Genomic DNA, 19,398 nt, shown 5'->3' with positions numbered 1-19,398 from the left:
TTAAATGAAATAGCTCAAATAAGGTAGGTTTAAGTGAGTTTAAACATTGTTTCTATTATAAAAACAAAGCTGATAAATTTACCATATCCTATCGGTAAGTTGGTGTCACATTTACCTTTCAAGCATAGACCAAGCATTGGTAAGGTTTACAAGTTGCGTACAAGTGACCTTACTGAATATGACGCTATGAACGGCACACAAAAACAGCAGTTTATTTTTGACCGGGTGAAATCCTTAGCTATTTATGCATATCAAGAGGTCGAATTTTATAAAGCGTTTTATAAAGAAAAAGGCTTTGATCCGGAGCAACTGCAGAGCTTCGAGGATCTTAAAAAAATACCTATTATCAATAAGTCTATCTTGCAAAAGTATGCGCTAGAGCTGAGGTCTAATAATACTATCAGCAGTTATGTTGAGAATACTGGAGGCAGTAGTGGCAATCCCCTAGAGCTTAGAATTGAGCCTTCAAGTGTTGGCCATGAATGGGCGCACATGCATAAGGTTTGGTCAAAGGTTGGGTTTAAGTCACAGGATCTGCGAATTGTCTTTTCTGGGCGTTCAAATGTTAAAGATGTTGTTCAGTATGATTCAGCAAGGCATCAATTAAATGTAGATACCTACGTTGGCTGGGGTGAAGTAGCAAATAAACTTCTGGACGTATTTGATCACTATAAACCCAGTTATTTGCATGGTTATCCAAGTGCAATATTTGATTTTGTGCTTTGGCTAGATGCCAATAATCATCCTCTTTTGGATAAATTAAAAGTGCATATCAATGGGATGATGTTAGGATCTGAATATCCCAACCCCGCGTTGCGAGACCAGGTAGAGTCAATTTTAAGTTGTGATTCTGTTTCATGGTATGGGCACACTGAAAGATGTGTATTGGCATACGAGAAACATCAGAAACAAGTCTACGAGCCATTTCAAACATATGGTTTCACAGAAGCTGTTGAAATGGATGGCGACCTTCAGCTTGTAGCCACCAGTTATTATAATTTTGCTCATCCACTTATAAGGTACAATACGGAAGATATTATATCTGCAAAAAACAGTAGTTTATTGGATGAGTTTACAATTTCCAAAGGGCGTGACGGTGAGTATATTTTAGACCACAAAGGAAACAAGGTCTTTCTTACTGCATTGATTTTTGGGCGTCATCACAAATTGTTTGACTATTGTAGCAGCATTCAAATTAAACAAAGCAAAGCTGGAGAAGCGACGATTTTGTTTGTGCCTAGAGAGCAACTAACAGCAAATGTGACAGAGTTATTTGATAGTAGCAATTTGGACTTAGTGCTCGATTTTAAAGAAATAGCAAAACCAGTTAAAACAGTCAGCGGAAAAACCCCGTTATTGGTGAAAGAAATATGAAACAAATTTTACAGGATATGGCGAAAGGTGGTTCTTCAATCGTTGAAGCGCCAGCGCCAACAGCAACTAAAAATCATGTTGTAATTAATACTGCAACGACCTTAATTTCTGCTGGTACAGAAAGGATGCTTGTTGACTTTGGTAAAGCAAACTTAATAGACAAAGCAAGATCTCAACCAGACAAAGTAAAAATGGTTCTAGAGAAAGTGCAAACGGACGGTCTAATGACAACCGTTGATGCGGTTAAGTCTAAGCTCGCACAGCCTTTACCACTAGGGTATTGTAATGTGGGAGTTGTTGATCAAACCGGCAATGGTGTAGACGCGTTTAAAGTAGGGGATCGCGTTGTGTCTAACGGACCACATGCAGATGTTGTTCGAGTATCTAAAAACCTAGTCGCCAAAATACCAGATAACGTTACTGATGAAGAAGCGGCATTTACCGTGGTTGCAAGTATTGGCTTGCAAGGCATTCGTTTGGCCAACCCTACGATGGGTGAGTCTTTTGTTGTTACAGGTGTTGGTTTAATTGGCTTGCTCACTGTACAAATGTTGAGAGCACAAGGGTGTCGAGTTCTCGCGATAGACTTTGATCAAGCTAAGCTTGATATGGCCAAAGAGTTCGGGGCAGAAATTTGTAACCCAGGCCGAGGTGAAGATCCTGTAGCCGCTGGCATGGCCTTCAGCCGTGGTAATGGTATCGATGGTGTAATTATTACAGCATCAACGAAGTCCAATGATCCTGTCACTCAGGCTGCGAGAATGAGCCGTAAGCGCGGTCGTATAATTCTAGTGGGTGTAACAGGGCTTGAGTTGAGTAGAGCAGACTTTTATGAAAAAGAGCTTACCTTCCAGGTTTCTTGTTCATATGGTCCAGGTCGATATGATCCAAATTATGAAGATAAAGGTAACGACTACCCACTTGCATTTGTGAGATGGACTGAGCAGCGAAATTTTGAAGCCATCTTAGATATGATGTCGGGCGGGCAATTGGATGTTAAGTCTCTAATAACGCACCGTATTCTATTTGAAAATGCGACAGAAGCATACGATTTGTTGACCAGTGATAAATCTGCTTTGGGGATTTTATTACAGTTTAATTCAGCACCTGAGTCACGCCACACATCAAATGTCTCTTTGAATGCCCAAGTGGAGTATAAGGCTGGCGAGCCGGTAATTGGTTTTGTCGGTGCGGGTAATTATGCGTCTCGAGTACTAATTCCCGCGTTCAAAAACGCGGGTGCACAACTTCATAGTATATCTACTTCAGGTGGAATTAATGGCGTTATTCACGGCAACCAAGCCGGGTTTAAAGAAGCAACCACAGATACAGATTCGTTAATTGCAAGCGATAAAATAAATACCGTGGCTATTGTCACTCGTCACAATAGTCATGCGCATTTTGTTAAGCAGTCTCTTTTGGCTGGTAAAAATGTTTTTGTAGAAAAGCCGTTGGCTATTACGCATGATGAACTGAATGAAGTGCAGTCTGCATATGATGAAGCTTGTCAATCTTCTAATCCTCCTAAACTAATGGTTGGATTTAATCGTCGATTTGCACCTCAAATTCAAAAAATGAAGTCTCTTATTGATCCTATCAAAGGTCCTAAGTCATTTATTATGACTATGAATGCTGGCAGTATTCCAGCAGATCACTGGACCCAAGACATCAGTGTAGGTGGTGGTAGAATCATCGGAGAAGCCTGTCACTTTGTTGACCTGATGCGCTTTCTTGTCGGCAGTGAAATTGTTTCTGTCCAAGCGCGTAGGATGGGAGATAGCGATGCCGTTGACGTAACCGAAGATAAGGCTGCAATTATTTTAGGCTTTGCTGATGGTTCATTCGGTACTATCCACTACTATGCAAATGGAGCGGCCAGCTTCCCGAAAGAGCGCATAGAAGTATTTGCTGATGGCAAAGTTTTACAGCTTGATAACTTTGTGAAATTAAAAGGCTTTGGTTTTAAAGGCTTCAAGAAAATGAATCTGTGGAAACAAGACAAAGGGCAAAACCTTTGTTCTCAGCTGTTTTTGGATTCTATTCGAGAAGGAAAGGATGCCCCGATTGATATCAAAGAAATCTTTGAAGTTGCAAAGATCTCTATAGATATAGCTGAGCAGCTTAGACAACAATGAGCAAGCGTTTAGAAAGGTTACTTAAGATATTTCACACGGTGAAGTATCTTAAGTTTAAGCAAGTGTATTACAGAGGTTATTACAAGTTTCGCAAGCCTAAGCACGTGGAGTGCGAAGCACCAGGCAGCTTGTTATGGCGTTGGTCAGGCCCGTTATTAAATAAACAAAGCCTATTGAGCAGTTCTTCGGTTAAGTTTTTAAATCAGGAAGGGGCGGTCAATAGCCCTTCAGACTGGAACTGCACAAGTAAACCTAAGCTATGGTTATACAACTTACACTACTTTGACGATTTAAGCTCAAAAGACGCCGCACAAAGGTGCTCTTTACATCATGAGTTTATTCAGAAGTGGATTGAGCAAAACCCTCCATGTAATGGTAATGGTTGGGAACCATACCCTATATCACTCAGGTTAGTGAATTGGGTTAAGTGGTGTAGTGTTCAACCTGAAGTACCTCCCAGTTACTTAAAGAGTATGCTTGAGCAAGCAAATGTGCTTACGCAACAATTAGAATATCATATCTTGGGTAACCATCTGTTTGCGAATGCCAAGGCATTGACATTTGTCGGGGCTTATTTGGATGGGGGGAATTCAGTAGAGTTACTTGAGCGTGGGATCAGTATCCTAAATGCAGAGCTTAAAGAGCAGTTTTTAGCTGATGGTGCTCACTTTGAACTTTCTCCAATGTATCATGAAATATTATTGTGGGATTTACTTGAGTTAATCGATTTAGCTAAAACGAGCAATAAACCACAGCTCATTGGATGCTTGCCACATTGGACACTAATCGCGGAAAAAGCGCTCTTTTGGCTTTCTTCTATGGTCCATCCGGACGGAGAGGTAAGCTTCTTCAATGATGCTGCTATTGGTATTGCTATGCAACCGCGCCAAATTTTTGAGTACGCACAAAGGCTTGAACTTAATTACGAAACCGTTGCGGAGCAGTTAGTAACCAATAAAAGCAGCGGTTATAGCCGTGTTTCTTTTACAAACTACTCAGCAATATTTGACCACGCGAATGTAGGCCCTGACTATTTACCTGGACATGCACATGCCGACACACTGAGCTTTGAGCTATCTATTGGAGAGCAACGAGTCTTTGTTAACTCAGGTACTTCGCTGTATGGTACGAGCAAAGAGCGGGTCAGACAGCGCCAAACCGCAGCACACAATACGGTGTCAGTTTTGGACTTAGATTCTTCTCAAGTTTGGTCTGGATTTAGAGTTGCAAAAAGAGCATACGCATACTTAGTAGAAGCAATAAGTAAGCCTGAAAAGGTACTGTTATCTGCCAGTCATGATGGGTACTTACAGCTTAGCCCGAAAGTAAAACACGCTCGTAAGTTAGTATGTTCACCAGATAGCTTTGTTATTGTTGACGAGTTATCAAAAGCGGCCAATGCATGTTTTCATTTACACCTGCATCCAAATATTGATGTCATTAAAGTTTCAGAGTTTGAGCTTAAAATTGAAATGAATAGCGAGGCCTTGTGCAGCATTGTTAGTTCTGAACCGATAGCGGTTAAAGACAGCACTTGGCACCCTGAATTTGGCAAAACCATAGCCAATAAAAAAATTGAAATTGCTTTTGATAGCGGTAATTTAAGAACAGAAATTAAACATATTAAGAGGGACTCGTGAGAATACTGGTTTTATCTTTTTACTTCAAACCGGACTTGTGCGCTGGCTCATTTAGAACGACTGCACTGGTAGAGCAATTGAAGCAACACTCAGGGGTTGAAGTTGATGTAGTAACAACGATGCCCAATCGATATGCCAGCTTTAGCGCGGGTGCTAAGACAGAGGAAAAGAATGGAAACGTTAGGATAAGACGTATCGAACTGCCATCCCATGAAAGTGGTATGTTAGATCAAATTAAATCATTTAAAACGTTTTACCAACATGCCCAAGCACTGGTCAAACACGAAGACTATGACATCGTGTTTGCAACAAGCTCCAGACTGTTTACTGCATTTTTAGGTGCTAGAGTCGCGAAAAAGAAAAAGATCCCTCTTTATCTGGATATACGGGATATCTTTGTTGATACAATCAAAGATGTGCTGTCACCAAAAGCAGTTATGGTATTGAAGCCTGTCCTCTCGGCTATTGAAAAATATACCTTTTCATCCGCAAAGCACATCAACCTCGTTTCAAAGGGGTTCGCGGGATATTTTAATGAGCGCTATGCGAAGGTGAACTACTCTTGGTTTACAAATGGCATTGATGGAGAGTTCCTTGAACTACCAAAAAACATCAGTAATGAAAGTGATTCAGAAGACACTAAACGACTAGTTTATGCTGGCAACATTGGCGAAGGTCAGGGTTTACATACTATCTTGCCAGAGCTTGCAGGGTTAGCAAATAAGGGATATTCGTTCAGGATTATTGGTGATGGAGGACGTAAAAAGCAGCTAGTTGATGGTACAACGGGTAAGGCTAATATGGAGTTATTACCGCCTGTAAATCGACAAGAGTTGATTGAAGAGTACCTTAATGCTGATGTACTTTTCCTTCATTTAAATGATTACCCTGCTTTTGAAAAAGTATTACCTTCTAAAATATTTGAATACGCAGCAACAGGTAAGCCTATATTGGCAGGTGTTTCAGGTTATGCGGCTGAATTTATTAAGTCTGAAGTGTCAAACGCAGAGGTTTTTTATCCAGGAGATCACAAGGGAGCCATGGAAGCGCTGACTAAGTTAAAGCTTGAGCACACAGACAGAGAAGCATTCATCGCGAAATATACACGCAGCAATATCATGAAAGACATGAGTAACTCAATAGTTGAACTAGGATAGTGAGTATGGGCAAAGTTTTAGTTACTGGGTATTCAGGGTTTGTTGGTCGTCATTTATTAAATACATTCGAAAATCTCGAAGATGTGAATTTGCTTGGGCGTTCAGAGCCTGTAAAATGCAATAAGTATTTACAAGCAAGCATCGACCCAAGTTCTGATTATTCATCTGTGCTTTCACAAGTTGAGGTTGTGGTGCATATTGCTGCTCGTGTGCATGTTATGAAAGAGCAAGCCACTGATCCACTAGAGGAGTTTAGAGTGGTGAACACGGCGGGTACTTTGAACTTAGCGAGACAAGCGGCACAAGCGGGTGTTAAACGGTTTGTGTTTGTTAGCTCTATCAAAGTAAATGGCGAAAGCACCACAGATAAGCAGGCTTTTGAAGCACATGATACGCCACAACCGGAAGACCCATATGGTGTTTCTAAAGCAGAAGCTGAAGAGCAGCTTATAGCTTTGGGCAAAGAAACTGGCTTGGAAATTGTGATAATTCGTCCTCCGTTAGTTTATGGAGAAGGCGTCAAAGCTAACTTTGCCGCTTTGTTGAATTTAGTTGGTAAAGGCTTGCCTTTGCCGTTTAGAGCCATCAACAGAAACAAACGTAGCTTAGTATCTGTGTACAACTTAGTAGATTTGATAACGGTGTGTCTAGAGCACCCAAATGCAGCAAATCAAACCTTCTTAATCAGTGATGATGACGATGTCTCAACTGCAGAGATGGTTGCAATGATGGCGAAAGTTCAAGGTAAGCCAAATTTATCTATACCTGTACCTCAATGGTGTTTTAAAATATTGGGAAAGGCACTTGCGAAAGAGGATATAGTGGATCGCTTAATAGGATCTTTACAGGTAGATATTTCACATACAAAAAACACCTTAGATTGGCGCCCGCCTCACTCGATTGAACATGGCTTTCGACTAGCTTGTAAGCAGAAAAAATAGGAAATAAACATGATCCGCATACTTGATTTTCTTTTCGCCCTTTTCGGTTTGCTGTTCGCAATGCCGTTTTTGGTACTTTTATATATTATTGGCCTGTTTGACACTGGCTCTCCTATTTTTATGCAAGAAAGGGTTGGTCGTAACAAAAAGCCGTTTACACTTGTAAAATTCAGAACAATGAAAGTGGATACAGCATCAGTAGCAAGTCATTTGGCGAGTACCTCATCAATCACACCATTTGGTGGTTTTTTACGTAAAACCAAGCTCGATGAATTGCCGCAATTATGGAATGTCCTTAAAGGTGAGATGAGCTTGGTAGGACCTCGCCCTGGTCTTTTTAATCAAGAAGAGTTAACAAAAGCAAGAGATGAGAAACGCATTTATGACGTGAGACCTGGTATTACCGGCTTATCTCAAGTAAATGAAATCGACATGTCTACGCCAGAGCTACTAGCAAAAACAGACCGACAAATGCTAGATAACCTTAATTTGGCAAATTACTTTAAGTATATTGTTATGACTGTATCAGGCAAGGGCAGCGGTGACCGCGTTAAATAGAACTTTAAGCAGTTAAGTTAACTGCTTAATTGAAGCTGTAGAATGACAGTTTGCGCTTTATTGTGTATTATTTTTAAATAACATCATCGCTAATAAGATGTGCATAATCTCAAGGATTTACAATGGATAGTTTGTTCAATTCTGTTTTAAGAGCTCCCCGCTCTAAGAAACGATTTCTTACTCTAATTATTGATACACTTTTTATAGTAAGTGCCTTTTGGTTATCGCTAATAGTACGTCTTGATAGCATCGAACCATTGTTTGAGATTGGAAACTGGCTACTGCTTTCTATCGTACTGCCATGCAGTTTATTCGCATTTGTGAATTTGGGTTTGTATCGAGCCGTACTTAGGTATGTAGGCGCACATGCCGTTGGTGCAATAGTTATTGGCACGTTGATCAGTACGGTAGTACTGGTCTTGGCTTCCTTTTTCACTAATGTGGATGTCCCTCGTACGATGCCTGTCATTTACGCTTGGCTACTTATTTTGGCGGTAGGTGGCTCAAGAATAATGGTGAGAGCTATGGTGGGAAGGTTGGCCACGGTCAATAAAACACCTGTTGTAATCTATGGCGCAGGGTCTGCTGGTAGACAGCTTGCTCCGGCTATTGGCGCTGGTGATGAGTATTATGTCAGTGCGTTCATTGACGACGACAAATCAAAACAAGGTGCAATACTTCAGGGTATTCCAGTCATTGCATTCGACGGTATTTTTAGCTTAATAGAACGTAAAAAAGTCAAAAAAATATTGCTGGCCATGCCAAGCGAAAATCGAGCTCGCCGAAAAGAAATCTTAGCTCAGCTAGAAAACTTACCTCTAGAGGTGATGACGATACCAGGTATGGTTGATGTCGTTGAAGGCCGAGCAACTCTTGATGAAATTAAAGATGTAGAAATTGAAGACCTACTTGGTAGAGATCCAGTGGCGCCAAAACAAGACCTATTAAATGCCAACATCAAAAACAAGTCAGTTATGGTTACTGGTGCTGGTGGTTCTATTGGCTCTGAATTATGCCGCCAAATCATCAAGCAATCGCCGAGTAAGTTAGTTTTGTTTGAATTAACCGAGTTCGCACTTTACTCAATTGAAAAAGAACTAAACGAAACAATCAAATCGCAAGGCTTGGATATTGAGCTAATTCCGATCATGGGCTCAGTACAGCACATTAATCGCTTAGAAACATGTATGATTGCGTTTGGCGTTCAAACCGTTTATCACGCGGCTGCTTATAAACATGTTCCACTCGTTGAGCACAATGTTGTTGAAGGAGTTAGAAACAACGTATTTGGTACTTATTACTCAGCAAAAGCGGCCATTAATGCCAAGGTTGAAACCTTTGTTTTGGTGAGTACAGACAAAGCGGTACGCCCTACAAATGTTATGGGGACTACCAAGCGTATGGCTGAACTTTGCTTACAGGGGCTGGCACAAGGCAAAGAAAATGGGAAGCACAAAACACGCTTTTGCATGGTTAGATTTGGTAATGTGCTTGGTTCATCGGGCTCTGTTGTCCCACTGTTTCGCAGACAGATTAAAGAAGGTGGGCCGATCACACTTACTCACCCTGATATCACAAGGTTCTTTATGACGATCCCTGAAGCAGCACAGCTTGTTATTCAAGCCGGCGCGATGGGCAAGGGTGGAGATGTATTTGTGTTGGATATGGGTGAGTCTGTAAAGATTAAAGACTTGGCAACTAAAATGGTGCATTTGTCTGGCTTAGAGGTGAAAAGTGAGTCCAACCCACATGGCGATATCGAAATATTATGTACAGGTTTACGCCCCGGTGAAAAGCTGTATGAAGAGTTACTAATTGGTGAAAATGTTGAGCAAACAAGTCACCAGCGTATTATGACTGCGACAGAAGTAATGCTACCACTGGCTGAATTGAATGTGTTTTTAGAAGCACTGGATATTGCGTGTCATAACTTTGAGCATGAAAAAATACGTCAATTGCTGTTAGATGCTCCCACTGGGTTTAATCCTACGGATGGTATTTGTGATTTGGTGTGGAACGCTAAGAAAGCGCAGGTGAGCTTTGATGAGCGCAATGTGGTCAGTTTTAAGTAGCACCTAGTACAATTGCTGGTTGTGTCTCTAATACGACCATTAAATTCAATAATGGGTTGATACATGTTTACCAACCCATTTATGTTTAAAGCTTAAAAGAAAGAACAATTTCTAGTAACATCAAATACGTTCGACTGAACCTGATTGTTGCTAATCGAGATATTAAAATCAATTACTTAATAATAAACAATAACCTCTGGACCCATGGAACATGTCTAAATTTATTCCCCTGTTTATATCTGGTTTAACCGTAGTTTCTGCTCCTAGCTTTTCAGAAGAAAATCTTGAAACATTTCGCTCCTTTACTGGCTTTACAGGGTTGATAAATACGACCAACTCAGAAGTTTTAAAGTCAGGCACTTGGGACTTTGGTTACAACAACATGCTTGATTATAGAGGTGAAGAATACCTCGATGGACATAATTTAGTATTTTCGGCTGGTTTATTTGAAGGCTTTGAAGTAAGCGGGTTAATAGCCTCAAATAGTATGCAAGACAGTTTATTTGACAGAAATTCACACACTGAGAGAGAGCAAGTCAGAGATCTGTCATTTAATGCCAAGTACAGAATCCCAATGATACCTAAGGAGTGGTTTAGCTTAAGTATTGGGAGTAAAGATATTGGCGGCGCAGCAAATCAATATAGAATGAACTTTGCGGTCGCCTCTAAAGAGTGGAAAGACTTCCGTTTTTCAGCTGGCTTAGCAAACAGTGATCATACAACAGGTATGATGAATGGCGCATTTGGTGGCGTAGAGTGGTTTCCACTCGATTGGTTTGCCCTACAGGTCGAATATGATGCAGAAGCCGTGAATGCAGCTGCGCGTATTACGATCCCGAAAGAGTGGTTGTATGATCTTGGTGAGTTGACTTTAACTAGTCGCTTCTATAGCAATACTGATTACTCTGCGGAAGATGATGTGTATTGGGGGGTGAACTTTAAAGCGCCATTTTCAGACGAACATCAATCGCGAGTTAGCCATGTAGAAGCTGCGCCAGCCCCAGTTATAGTCACCAATAGAAGCAAGCCTAAAGCAGAAAAGGTAATAGCTGCTGAAAAGGCCAAGGTGGCCGTTGAGAGCGAAGAGCCAAACCAAACGGAAAAAGTCTCAAGGGCAGATTTGAACAAGCTTTCTAGAAAGCTAAGAAATGTACTGATAGCAGATGGGTTTGAGTCTGTTAGAGTGGGCTTTAATCAGCAGCCAGTGGTGCTCGTATCATTTGAAAACTCAGTGTTTAATCGCAATGAACTGGATGCTCTGGGGCTAGTTGCTGGGCGTATATCTGAACTATTTTCTGGTACGAATGCAGAGTTTGTATTGCAGTTGAAGAATCATGGACTGCCAATGTTGTCGCTATCAGGTGACGTACAAAGCTATGAGGGCTTTATCAAACACAACCAAAGCCCAGCAATACAAGTGAAGTTAGGTTCAATGCGTAGCATTGGTGGGGTATCTTGGGTTGGTTTGGAAAGTTCAAACACCCCTTACTTTAAACCTAGGGTGACTCTAAGTCCTGAATTAAGCTCAACACATGCGACTGAGTTAGGTGTATTCGATTACTCTCTGGCTATCAGAGCTGATTTAACAGTACCGCTTTGGCAAGGTGGCGGTTTTAATATTTCGGCGCAAAGTGTCGTTTCTGAAAGCTCTGACTTCGAAGATTTTGGAGCGTTTGATGGTCGCTCTGAAGATGATGGTGTCAACAATGCCTTTTTCTATCAGACGTTCCAGTTACCTTGGGGAATTTATAACCAAACTAAGATTGGTTATTTTAGAGAACACCATAAATATACTGGCTTTATCAACGAGACGGCTTGGGTTAGTCCAGACGGTAATCATCAGTTGACCAATACATATGGATTTTTTGATTACAAAGATTATGACTCAGATAGGGATTACCACACGTTTGGTTATCAGTACAATTGGGCTGAAAAAGATATCACGTTCCATGTAACTGGTGGTAAGTTTTGGAGAAAAGACAGTGGAGTTAGAGTCGAAACAAGGTTCTGGTTCGGCGATAGCTATGTCGCGCTGTATGGAGAAGAGACAAATACTCAAATGGCGGGTGTCGCAATTAGCATCCCGTTGTCTAAGCGAAAGAGCATGAATGTTACTAAGTTTGGACAAATTAAAGGTAACCATGCATGGAGACATCAGGTTGGAACAAAGATTGGTGATTCCAACAATTACTTAGTGTACCAGCAAGGTTATACTCCTCAGACTTCAATATCTTTAGACAGAACATTCCTTAACCAAGGACGTACATCGGTTGAATACGTATACAATAACTTGCAGAGATTAAGAGATGCTTACCTAACCTATAAGTAAGAATCTTTCAAAGCACAACCCCCTCAGCTCGGCTTAATTGTAATATTTGCGAGCCGACCTGAGGTTTTTTGTAAACGCCATTCAACCCTTAATAATGCGAAAATAGAGAAAAAGAGTTAGCGCTCTTGTAACCGCCTCAGTTAGTAAAGTTAAGCTTACTTGTCTCGAGGTAGTAGCCCATTGGAATTTGCTCTCTAGATGCATCAAGGGCAGTTAATAATGATAAGTATCTAACCACTCATTGCATTGTCGCGAACCTGATTGTAACTGCCCTGATTTTAGTACAGCTCATTAGTAGAATTATGCTGCCTCAAGATAGCCCATTGGAGTTTGATCTCCTAGTGCATCGTGAGGCGGTTCATAATTATAAATATCTAACCATTCATCTGTGCATTGTCGCGAACCTGGTGATGTGACTCAAAAGATATAAACCCAATACTTCTTTTCGATAGCGGCGAATAAATCGCTCAACAACTGGCAGGGTACAGTCCTTCGGGCTTAACACGCTCGAGTTTATGCACTTTTCAAAAGAGCAATTTTCTAAAGCACTCGACGTAAATTTTGGATCATTATCCACCTAAGTTTGCTTCGGCTTTCTCTACTGTGCAATTACGCACTCTATTCTAACAACCCAGAATGGCTGTGAGGCTTGTGCTGAGTCAATTGCTAGCTTGGGCACTCGTAAACATTTTTATGCAGCTAGGAAAGGGGAGAGGGTGGTATTAGGAGCTTAAATTATCAAAGCTTTTGCTTGTATAAAGCAGAGACAAATTAAAGGATAAAAAAAAGCTGCGATAAATCGCAGCTTTTATGTTCAGTTTACTTAATTATTAGCTACCGCTACCAGTCACTGTGCTAGTTTGACAGTTACTACGTCCAACATTGAACGATACTGCTTCACCTGCCGCAGCAGTGAATGTAGGTACAGTTAGTGATGCATCACCAACATCTACTCCTACTGGAATTACTGATACTTCATACGTTGCACCAGAAACAAGACCAGTTAGAGCGTAAGTACCATCTGTCTCAGCCGCGATTAGAGGTGCTTTACCTTCTTGGTTATAACGAACCAATGCACCAGTGAATGCTAGTTGGTTGTTAGGCTGGTCAGTGTTACTACACGTGTATGTTAGGCTGAAGTCTTGGTCTACATAAGTTACAGGCGCATCAAGTTCAATTGCGATGTCAGCTGCTGTTGCACTGCTATTACACAGAGATACATTGCTTGCGTTGCCCCAAACGTTGCCGTTTGCGTCTGATACTTGAACGTTAACCGTTGCTGATGATGTAATGCCTGCAGCACCTGCAGTGCCTTGAGCGTATAGTACGCCAGATGCACTGTTTACAATCTTAGTCTTATCAATAGCGCTAGAAGTAATCTTCATGTTCAGACCAGAAGCAGGAACTGCATCACCAGTGAACGCGAAAGATATTTCTTCAGAACAACCTGTTACCGTTTCAACCGGTACGAAGCTTGAGAAGTGAGTTGTTTCAAAGCTTGCTGGGAAAACCGTACCAGACTTTGCAGCAACAACTGCTTGTGAGTCTAGTTTGCTCCAAGAAGCTTTTGTTTCGTCGTATGCGTATACGTCAAAAGCGTCATTTTGAGCTAGGCCGTTACCATCAGCTTTCGTGTACGTCTCTGGGAAGTTAGTCGTTAGTGTAACTGCTTCAGAAAGCGTTTTAACAGCAGTGTCACCCGCTGAGATGTTTACAGTAACGATACCAGCAGGCACTAGTACATTTGTAGTGTTACCAGCGTTCAGGCCAGCTGGAATAATGCTTGCCGCGCTTGCTTTGCCTGCTTCAGCAGTTAAATCAGCCGTTGCTACTTCAACAGAAACTGTGCCAGAAATAGCGTTACCGTCAGCATCTTGTAGAGTTACGGTTGTTGGGATATCAAGCTTTGCGCCACCTTTATCTGAATTTGCTTCAACAGAAAGAGCAGCAGCTAGCTTACCATCTGCAGTTGCTAGGTCAGCTTGTGATGCTACAGCTAGGTTAGCTTTGCTAACTAGGTTAACAGCAACATTTACTGCATTGTCGTCGCCGCTTAGGTCTACAACAGCAGAACCTTCAAGGTACTCAGCAGCAGAAACCGCTAAAGTTAAAGATGTAACGCCATCTTTAGTCTTGAATGCGAATGCACCGTCAGCAGACGTTTGAGATGTGATATCTGCACCGTCTAAATCTGTTACGTTAGTTGAAGCTGCACCGCTTTCAAAGAACGTGATAGTAGCGTTATCAACTACGTTGCCTGTTGCACTGTCAGTTACAGTTACAGAAACGTATGATGAAAGAGCTTCAGGGGTATCTGGTGAAGGGACTGTAATTGTGCCCGGATCCGGATCTGGCGGAGTTACAGTTACATCGTTGTCATTGTCGCTAAAACAGCCAGCTAAACTTACAGTTACACCCAACGCTAGGGCAAGTTTAGTCAGCTTGAAATTTTTATTTCCCATGATTTTTACCTTTTCCTTTAAATACAAGTAAACTGAGAGTTTTAAACTAATCAATTGCAGATGTAAGACAGCCTTGCCCTGCACGCAAATTAGTGATTAGAGGATAAGCGTACATTAAATGTTCGTCAAGTGAACTGTTCTAACTTTATCCAAAAATTCACTTTTAATAATAACACATTGATCTCAAATTGGGATCTGAACTTTAAAATGTTAAAAAAACAATAATATTGCTGTCATTAAATTTGCGAAAAACTATCAACAAAGTCGCTCAAAAGCGCCAGATTTATAGGCTTTAGACCCGAGCTTGTTCTTTCAATTAAACCTTTTTCTACAAGTTCGCTAACCACTCTTCTGTAGGCTCTTTCTGTGGTTGCAAATCGCTCAGCTTCAGCACTAACCGTTGAGTAGGCACGCAGCAATGTTGGATGGCTATTCTCAGCTCTTAAAAGACAGTCTTTAGCAATGTTATAACTCAGCGGTAATAGCAGTTTGTCCAAGTTGATTTTTTGATTCTCAGTAAACTTGGCTGCAATTGTTTGGGCTGTGTATAAGCTCAACTCGGGTTGCTCTAATAGCAACTGTCGCCAATGTTTCAGTTCAATAAGGTTGTACTGCACATCACTTAAGCAACTAACGGTGTAAATACAGGGTTGGTTGTTAAGAGCTTCTATCTCACCGATAAGCGTATTATTGCAGTCAAGTTGACCGAGGAGTAAGCGCCTGCCGTTACCGACATCATAACTAAAAGATACAGTCCCACTTCTTACCAAAATGAGTTTACTCAGTGGTTCATCTTGATGGATCAAAATTTCTTTTTTGCGGTGTTGAAAGCTATTACCTGCAAAACTTAATAGTTGCTCTACCAAAGTGGTTGAAAAGTGATATTGGAACATCTGGTTGGCTCTCGGACAATTGTCCTATTTATTAAATTATTATAAAGATAGCATGAACGACGTTATTCAAGTGCTATGCGCGTTACTTCTTTGTGAGTTTTGGTCGCATTGATTCCTTAACGCGATAAGTATCTTATCAATTATGGTTCTGTGAACTAAGATCTAACGCAATCGGTTGTTTGACTGGTGAGTAGATCCTGCTTACAGCACACTCTTAAAGATCTCTAGATAGGATCTTTATTCGGTTTTTGTAGCCGTTTTTTTAATGCTAACCCAACTAAGAGGAGAGAACAAATGACTTGGGAGTATTTAGGTTATCTTGCATCTGTATTCTTAGTTGTTTCACTGATGATGACCAATGTAACTAAATTGCGTTGGTTTAACTTGGCCGGTTGTATTTGTTTTACAATATACGGCGCAATGATCAGTGCTTGGCCTGTAGTATTGACCAACGGTCTTCTCGCGCTGGTCAATATTTATCACTTGATTAAGCTACTCAAAGGCAAAGATTAAGGGCGCATGTATTTGCGCTCTCCCGCAATCCAAGTTTGTTCTACCTGCGTTTTTAAAAGTGCATGGACATCTGATTTAAAATAGTCTTGATCAACCAATATAAAGTCAGCCCATTTACCGTGCTCTAAACTGCCAAGTTTAAACTCTTGAAAAGCCGCATAGGCTGCGTCTAACGTAAACGCCTGCAGTGCTTGCTGTTTTGTTAGTCGTTCCGCTGGTCTCCACCCTCCCTCTGGGTTTGCCATTTTATCTGTGCGTGTAATGGCTGCATAAAGCCCATCAAAGGGGTTGGCTAGCTCAACCGGAAAGTCTGAACCTGCCGCGACTTTTACGCCTTGTTTGAGAAATGTTTGCCATGCATAAGCACCTTGCAATTGAGATTGCGCTAAACGCTTTTCAGCCATATGCATATCCGAGGTAGCATGCACAGGTTGCATAGAGGGAATAATTTTTAATGCTTTGAATCTAGGAATATCTTCAAGGTTTACCAATTGGGCATGCTCAATTCTATTTCTGAGCAGCTTGCCGCCTGCTTGTTTGAACACATTTTGGTAACTATCTAAAACAATACGGTTGGCACGATCGCCAATTGCGTGAGTATGTGCGCTGAAGCCGTGCTTTACACTTTTTGTTATCAGTGCCTCCAAGCTAGATTGCTGTTCAAGCATCAACCCTTGGTATCCAGGTCGATCTTTATAGTCACCTATCAATGCTGCCCCTCTACTGCCTAGTGCTCCATCTGCATAAATTTTTACGCTTCTAATTGAGAGGTAGTCTTTTTGCTCTTTGTAGATGCCTGCTTTTAACATGGTATCTAAATTTGAATCGGATGCACTCAGCATGGCATAAATACGCAGTGGTAGTGTTTGGTGTTTTGCACGTTGTTGGTAAAGCTGCCATGTCGCAAAATCAATACCCGCATCATGAACGGAGGTTATACCGAGACTCAGTAAGTGCTTGCCGGCCATATCCAATGCTTTGTTGATTTGGCCCGCAGATGGTGAAGCAATATGCTTTGTAATTAATAGCTCAGCTTTGTCTATAAAAATGCCACTTGGTTGGCCATTTTCAAGCCTAATTATTTCGCCGCCAGCTGGTGAGGTATGGGTGTGCTTAATACCAGCAAGTTCCATCGCTTTTGAGTTTGCCCATATGGCGTGGCCATCTACTCTCGTTAAAACAACTGGACGATTTGAAACGTATTTATCTAAATCGCGAGCAGTGGGAAAAGAGCTCGGTGTCCACTTTGTTTGATCCCAGCCACGGCCAAGGATCCAACCACTTGGATTTTTTTGAGCATAGTTTTGGAGTTTTTTGCCTACGTCGGCCACTGATTTACTATTTCGTAAGTCAAGTTGTGAAAGGTTGTGCCCCAGACCAATAACATGCCCATGCGCATCAATCAGACCCGGCAGCATAGTCAATCCTTTACCATCGATTGGGCTAGTCTGAGGGTACTGTTTTAGGGTGCTTTCATCACCTGTTTTAACTACTTTACCATCTTTGATGACGATCGTTGAAAAGTGCTGAATCGTGCCGGCTCGTGTCGGTGTATAGCCATTTACATTGTGTATAATGGTAAATTGTGCGTAGCACCAATGACTGGCGGTCAATAGCCAAAGTAAGAGTAACTGTTTCACGCTGTGCCTTATTTTTAATTGTTATAGAGTGGGTTATAGATACATTATTTTTCTTCAAGAACAAGAATTGAAATAATTATTACTCACGTATCTGCCCTGTTGCAACTCTCGTATTGGCGCAATTCATTCTTCTTTGTCGGCTTTAATAGCCAGTTTAATAGCGATGATAACAACAGCGAACATTAAGAATGGGAGTGCTGCTAAGCTATATTCGGCCCAATGGTTATCTTGATAACTGGGTTGCAAAATAAAATGTCCGCCAATGCACATTGCGATACTGATGATCAGCAATGGCAACATGATTAATTCCTTTTTGTTATTTGGCTTTTTCATAATTTCACCTCCGAGTCTAAGTATGCCATGTAATATAGCTCAGCGATTTGATGCCGATCATACGAGCAAAGTACTTGAATTCTAGCACGCCCACCTCTGTTTAAGGTGAACAACGCATTTTTACGTGAATAAAATTACTTCACCTTGCTTGGAAAGTATTCAATTGCCAATCGGCGTGATATAAAAATAGTCACGATTTGAATGTAGGTGTTTTTAATGACTAAACGTAAAGTCATAGTAGTAAAGCTTGGCACCAGTGTGTTGACGGCAGGCAGTTTATATCTCAACAAACCTCGACTGGTAGATTTGGCGCGCCAATGTGTCGAGCTCAAAAATTTAGGGTGGCATGTTGTGTTAGTCTCCAGTGGTGCCGTTGCTGCTGGTCGCGCAGCACTGGATAACGAAGTGGGCAACTCGGTAGCCGAGAAGCAAATGCTTGCCGCGATAGGTCAGGGGCAGCTCATTCACCTTTGGCAGAGTTTATTTTCTTTGTTTGATATCCCTGTTGCTCAGCTATTGTTAACGCGTGCAGATGTTGAAGACAGAAGTCGTTATCTCAATGCGCGTGATACTTTAGATCAACTTTTGGCGCATAATGTAGTGCCTATCGTCAATGAAAATGATGCGGTGGCAACATCTGAGATCAAAGTAGGTGACAATGATAACTTGTCGGCGCTGGTGGCGATTCTTGCCAACGCAGATCGCCTATTACTATTAACGGATCAATCAGGATTGTTTACTGCGGACCCTCGAAATAATCCTGATGCACGATTGATTGAACGTGTCGATGAAATCGATGAAGAGATCATTGCATTAGCTGGAGGATCAGGCACTTCTTTAGGCACCGGTGGCATGGCGACAAAATTACAGGCAGCACAAATTGCTCAACGAGCTGGTATTGAAACTGTCATTGCCAAAGGAGCAGAACCCAATGTGATATTAAATATCCAAAACGATATACTCAAAAGCACAAAGGTTATCCGCTTTGACGCGCCACTGGATGGTCGCAAAAAGTGGCTGCTATCAGGCCCACGTTGTAGCGGTGCAATTATTTGTGATCAAGGCGCTGTTGTAGCTGTTTCAACAAAAGGCGCAAGCTTGCTTGCAAAGGGAGTCACGGATGTGAGCGGTCAGTTTAGCCGAGGTGACTTGATCGAATTAAAAGATCTTAAAGGGCGCGTGATTGCCCGAGGGTTGATTGCGTTTGATCACAAAGAGATGCAAAGCATTAAAGGCTTGCACAGTGCGCAGATTAATGAGGCTTTGGGATATCAAGGTGCCAATGTGGTGATACATCGCGATGACTTGGTTCTGTTGGATAACGTTGCAACCTAGTATAGAGGGGCTAAGC

At 41.5% G+C, this 19,398-nt stretch carries 14 protein-coding genes and 1 pseudogene; 10 read left to right on the top strand and 5 right to left on the bottom strand.

The features are described 5' to 3' along the window. The first annotated feature begins 33 nt into the window (after positions 1-33). The 8 genes from N475_RS07815 (at position 34) to N475_RS07780 (ending at position 12,206) form a co-directional block, all read left to right on the top strand. Positions 34-1,374 carry a phenylacetate--CoA ligase family protein gene (locus tag N475_RS07815; protein ID WP_063355484.1) on the top strand — a complete coding sequence of 447 codons (1,341 nt, stop codon included), beginning with the start codon at positions 34-36 and terminating at the stop codon, positions 1,372-1,374. After that, entirely contained in the window at positions 1,371-3,509 is a 2,139-nt protein-coding gene (locus tag N475_RS07810; RefSeq protein WP_063355483.1) for a bi-domain-containing oxidoreductase, read from the top strand. The genes N475_RS07815 and N475_RS07810 overlap by 4 nt, the downstream gene beginning before the upstream one ends. Further along, positions 3,506-5,149: a heparinase II/III family protein gene (locus tag N475_RS07805; protein ID WP_063364990.1), complete on the top strand. Its 1,644-nt coding sequence runs from the start codon at positions 3,506-3,508 to the stop codon at positions 5,147-5,149. The genes N475_RS07810 and N475_RS07805 overlap by 4 nt, the downstream gene beginning before the upstream one ends. Then, positions 5,146-6,306 (top strand): glycosyltransferase family 4 protein, encoded by a 1,161-nt coding sequence (locus tag N475_RS07800; RefSeq protein ID WP_063364989.1) that lies wholly within the window; start codon positions 5,146-5,148, stop codon positions 6,304-6,306. Before N475_RS07805 ends, N475_RS07800 begins: the two co-directional genes overlap by 4 nt. Positions 6,307-6,311: 5 nt before the next feature. Further along, a complete protein-coding gene (locus N475_RS07795; RefSeq protein WP_063355480.1) occupies positions 6,312-7,247 on the top strand; it encodes a UDP-glucose 4-epimerase family protein in 936 nt (311 codons plus the stop codon). 9 nt (positions 7,248-7,256) lie between these two features. Continuing rightward, positions 7,257-7,805, top strand: a complete 549-nt coding sequence (locus tag N475_RS07790) for a sugar transferase (RefSeq protein WP_063355479.1) — start codon at positions 7,257-7,259, stop codon at positions 7,803-7,805. 122 nt (positions 7,806-7,927) lie between these two features. Further along, positions 7,928-9,877: a polysaccharide biosynthesis protein gene (locus tag N475_RS07785; protein WP_063355478.1), complete on the top strand. Its 1,950-nt coding sequence runs from the start codon at positions 7,928-7,930 to the stop codon at positions 9,875-9,877. A gap of 211 nt (positions 9,878-10,088) precedes the next feature. Beyond that, positions 10,089-12,206 carry a YjbH domain-containing protein gene (locus N475_RS07780; protein ID WP_063355477.1) on the top strand — a complete coding sequence of 706 codons (2,118 nt, stop codon included), beginning with the start codon at positions 10,089-10,091 and terminating at the stop codon, positions 12,204-12,206. Positions 12,207-12,506: 300 nt separating this feature from the next. On the opposite strand, the pseudogene N475_RS26275 reads toward N475_RS07780, so the two are convergent. From N475_RS26275 to N475_RS07770, 3 genes and pseudogenes are all read right to left on the bottom strand, one after another. Next, positions 12,507-12,596, bottom strand: a pseudogene (locus N475_RS26275) (hypothetical protein); the annotation flags it as partial. 440 nt (positions 12,597-13,036) lie between these two features. Beyond that, on the bottom strand, positions 13,037-14,668 hold the full coding sequence (locus tag N475_RS07775; protein ID WP_063358650.1) for a hypothetical protein: 1,632 nt from the start codon (positions 14,666-14,668) through the stop codon (positions 13,037-13,039). A 236-nt stretch (positions 14,669-14,904) separates the two neighbouring features. Beyond that, complete coding sequence (locus tag N475_RS07770; protein ID WP_063358651.1) at positions 14,905-15,561, bottom strand: Crp/Fnr family transcriptional regulator; 657 nt, start codon at positions 15,559-15,561, stop codon at positions 14,905-14,907. Positions 15,562-15,855: 294 nt separating this feature from the next. Between N475_RS07770 and N475_RS07765 the strand changes: the two genes are divergently transcribed. Continuing rightward, positions 15,856-16,074: a YgjV family protein gene (locus N475_RS07765; RefSeq protein WP_063358652.1), complete on the top strand. Its 219-nt coding sequence runs from the start codon at positions 15,856-15,858 to the stop codon at positions 16,072-16,074. Here N475_RS07765 and N475_RS07760 read toward each other — a convergent pair. Together N475_RS07760 and N475_RS07755 are read right to left on the bottom strand one after the other, a co-directional pair. Next, on the bottom strand, positions 16,071-17,714 hold the full coding sequence (locus N475_RS07760; protein WP_063358653.1) for an amidohydrolase: 1,644 nt from the start codon (positions 17,712-17,714) through the stop codon (positions 16,071-16,073). The two genes, N475_RS07765 and N475_RS07760, sit on opposite strands and share 4 nt — an antisense overlap. A gap of 123 nt (positions 17,715-17,837) precedes the next feature. After that, a complete protein-coding gene (locus tag N475_RS07755; protein WP_063358654.1) occupies positions 17,838-18,047 on the bottom strand; it encodes a hypothetical protein in 210 nt (69 codons plus the stop codon). 216 nt (positions 18,048-18,263) lie between these two features. On the opposite strand from N475_RS07755, the gene proB reads away from it, so the two are divergent. Then, entirely contained in the window at positions 18,264-19,382 is a 1,119-nt protein-coding gene (gene proB / locus N475_RS07750; protein ID WP_063358655.1) for a glutamate 5-kinase, read from the top strand. The last annotated feature ends 16 nt before the right edge of the window (positions 19,383-19,398 follow it).

The organism is Pseudoalteromonas luteoviolacea DSM 6061 (genome assembly GCF_001625655.1).
Taxonomy (GTDB): Bacteria; Pseudomonadota; Gammaproteobacteria; order Enterobacterales; family Alteromonadaceae; genus Pseudoalteromonas; species Pseudoalteromonas luteoviolacea.
Note: the sequence above shows the minus strand (reverse complement) of the source record. Positions and strands in the feature narration are given on the sequence as shown.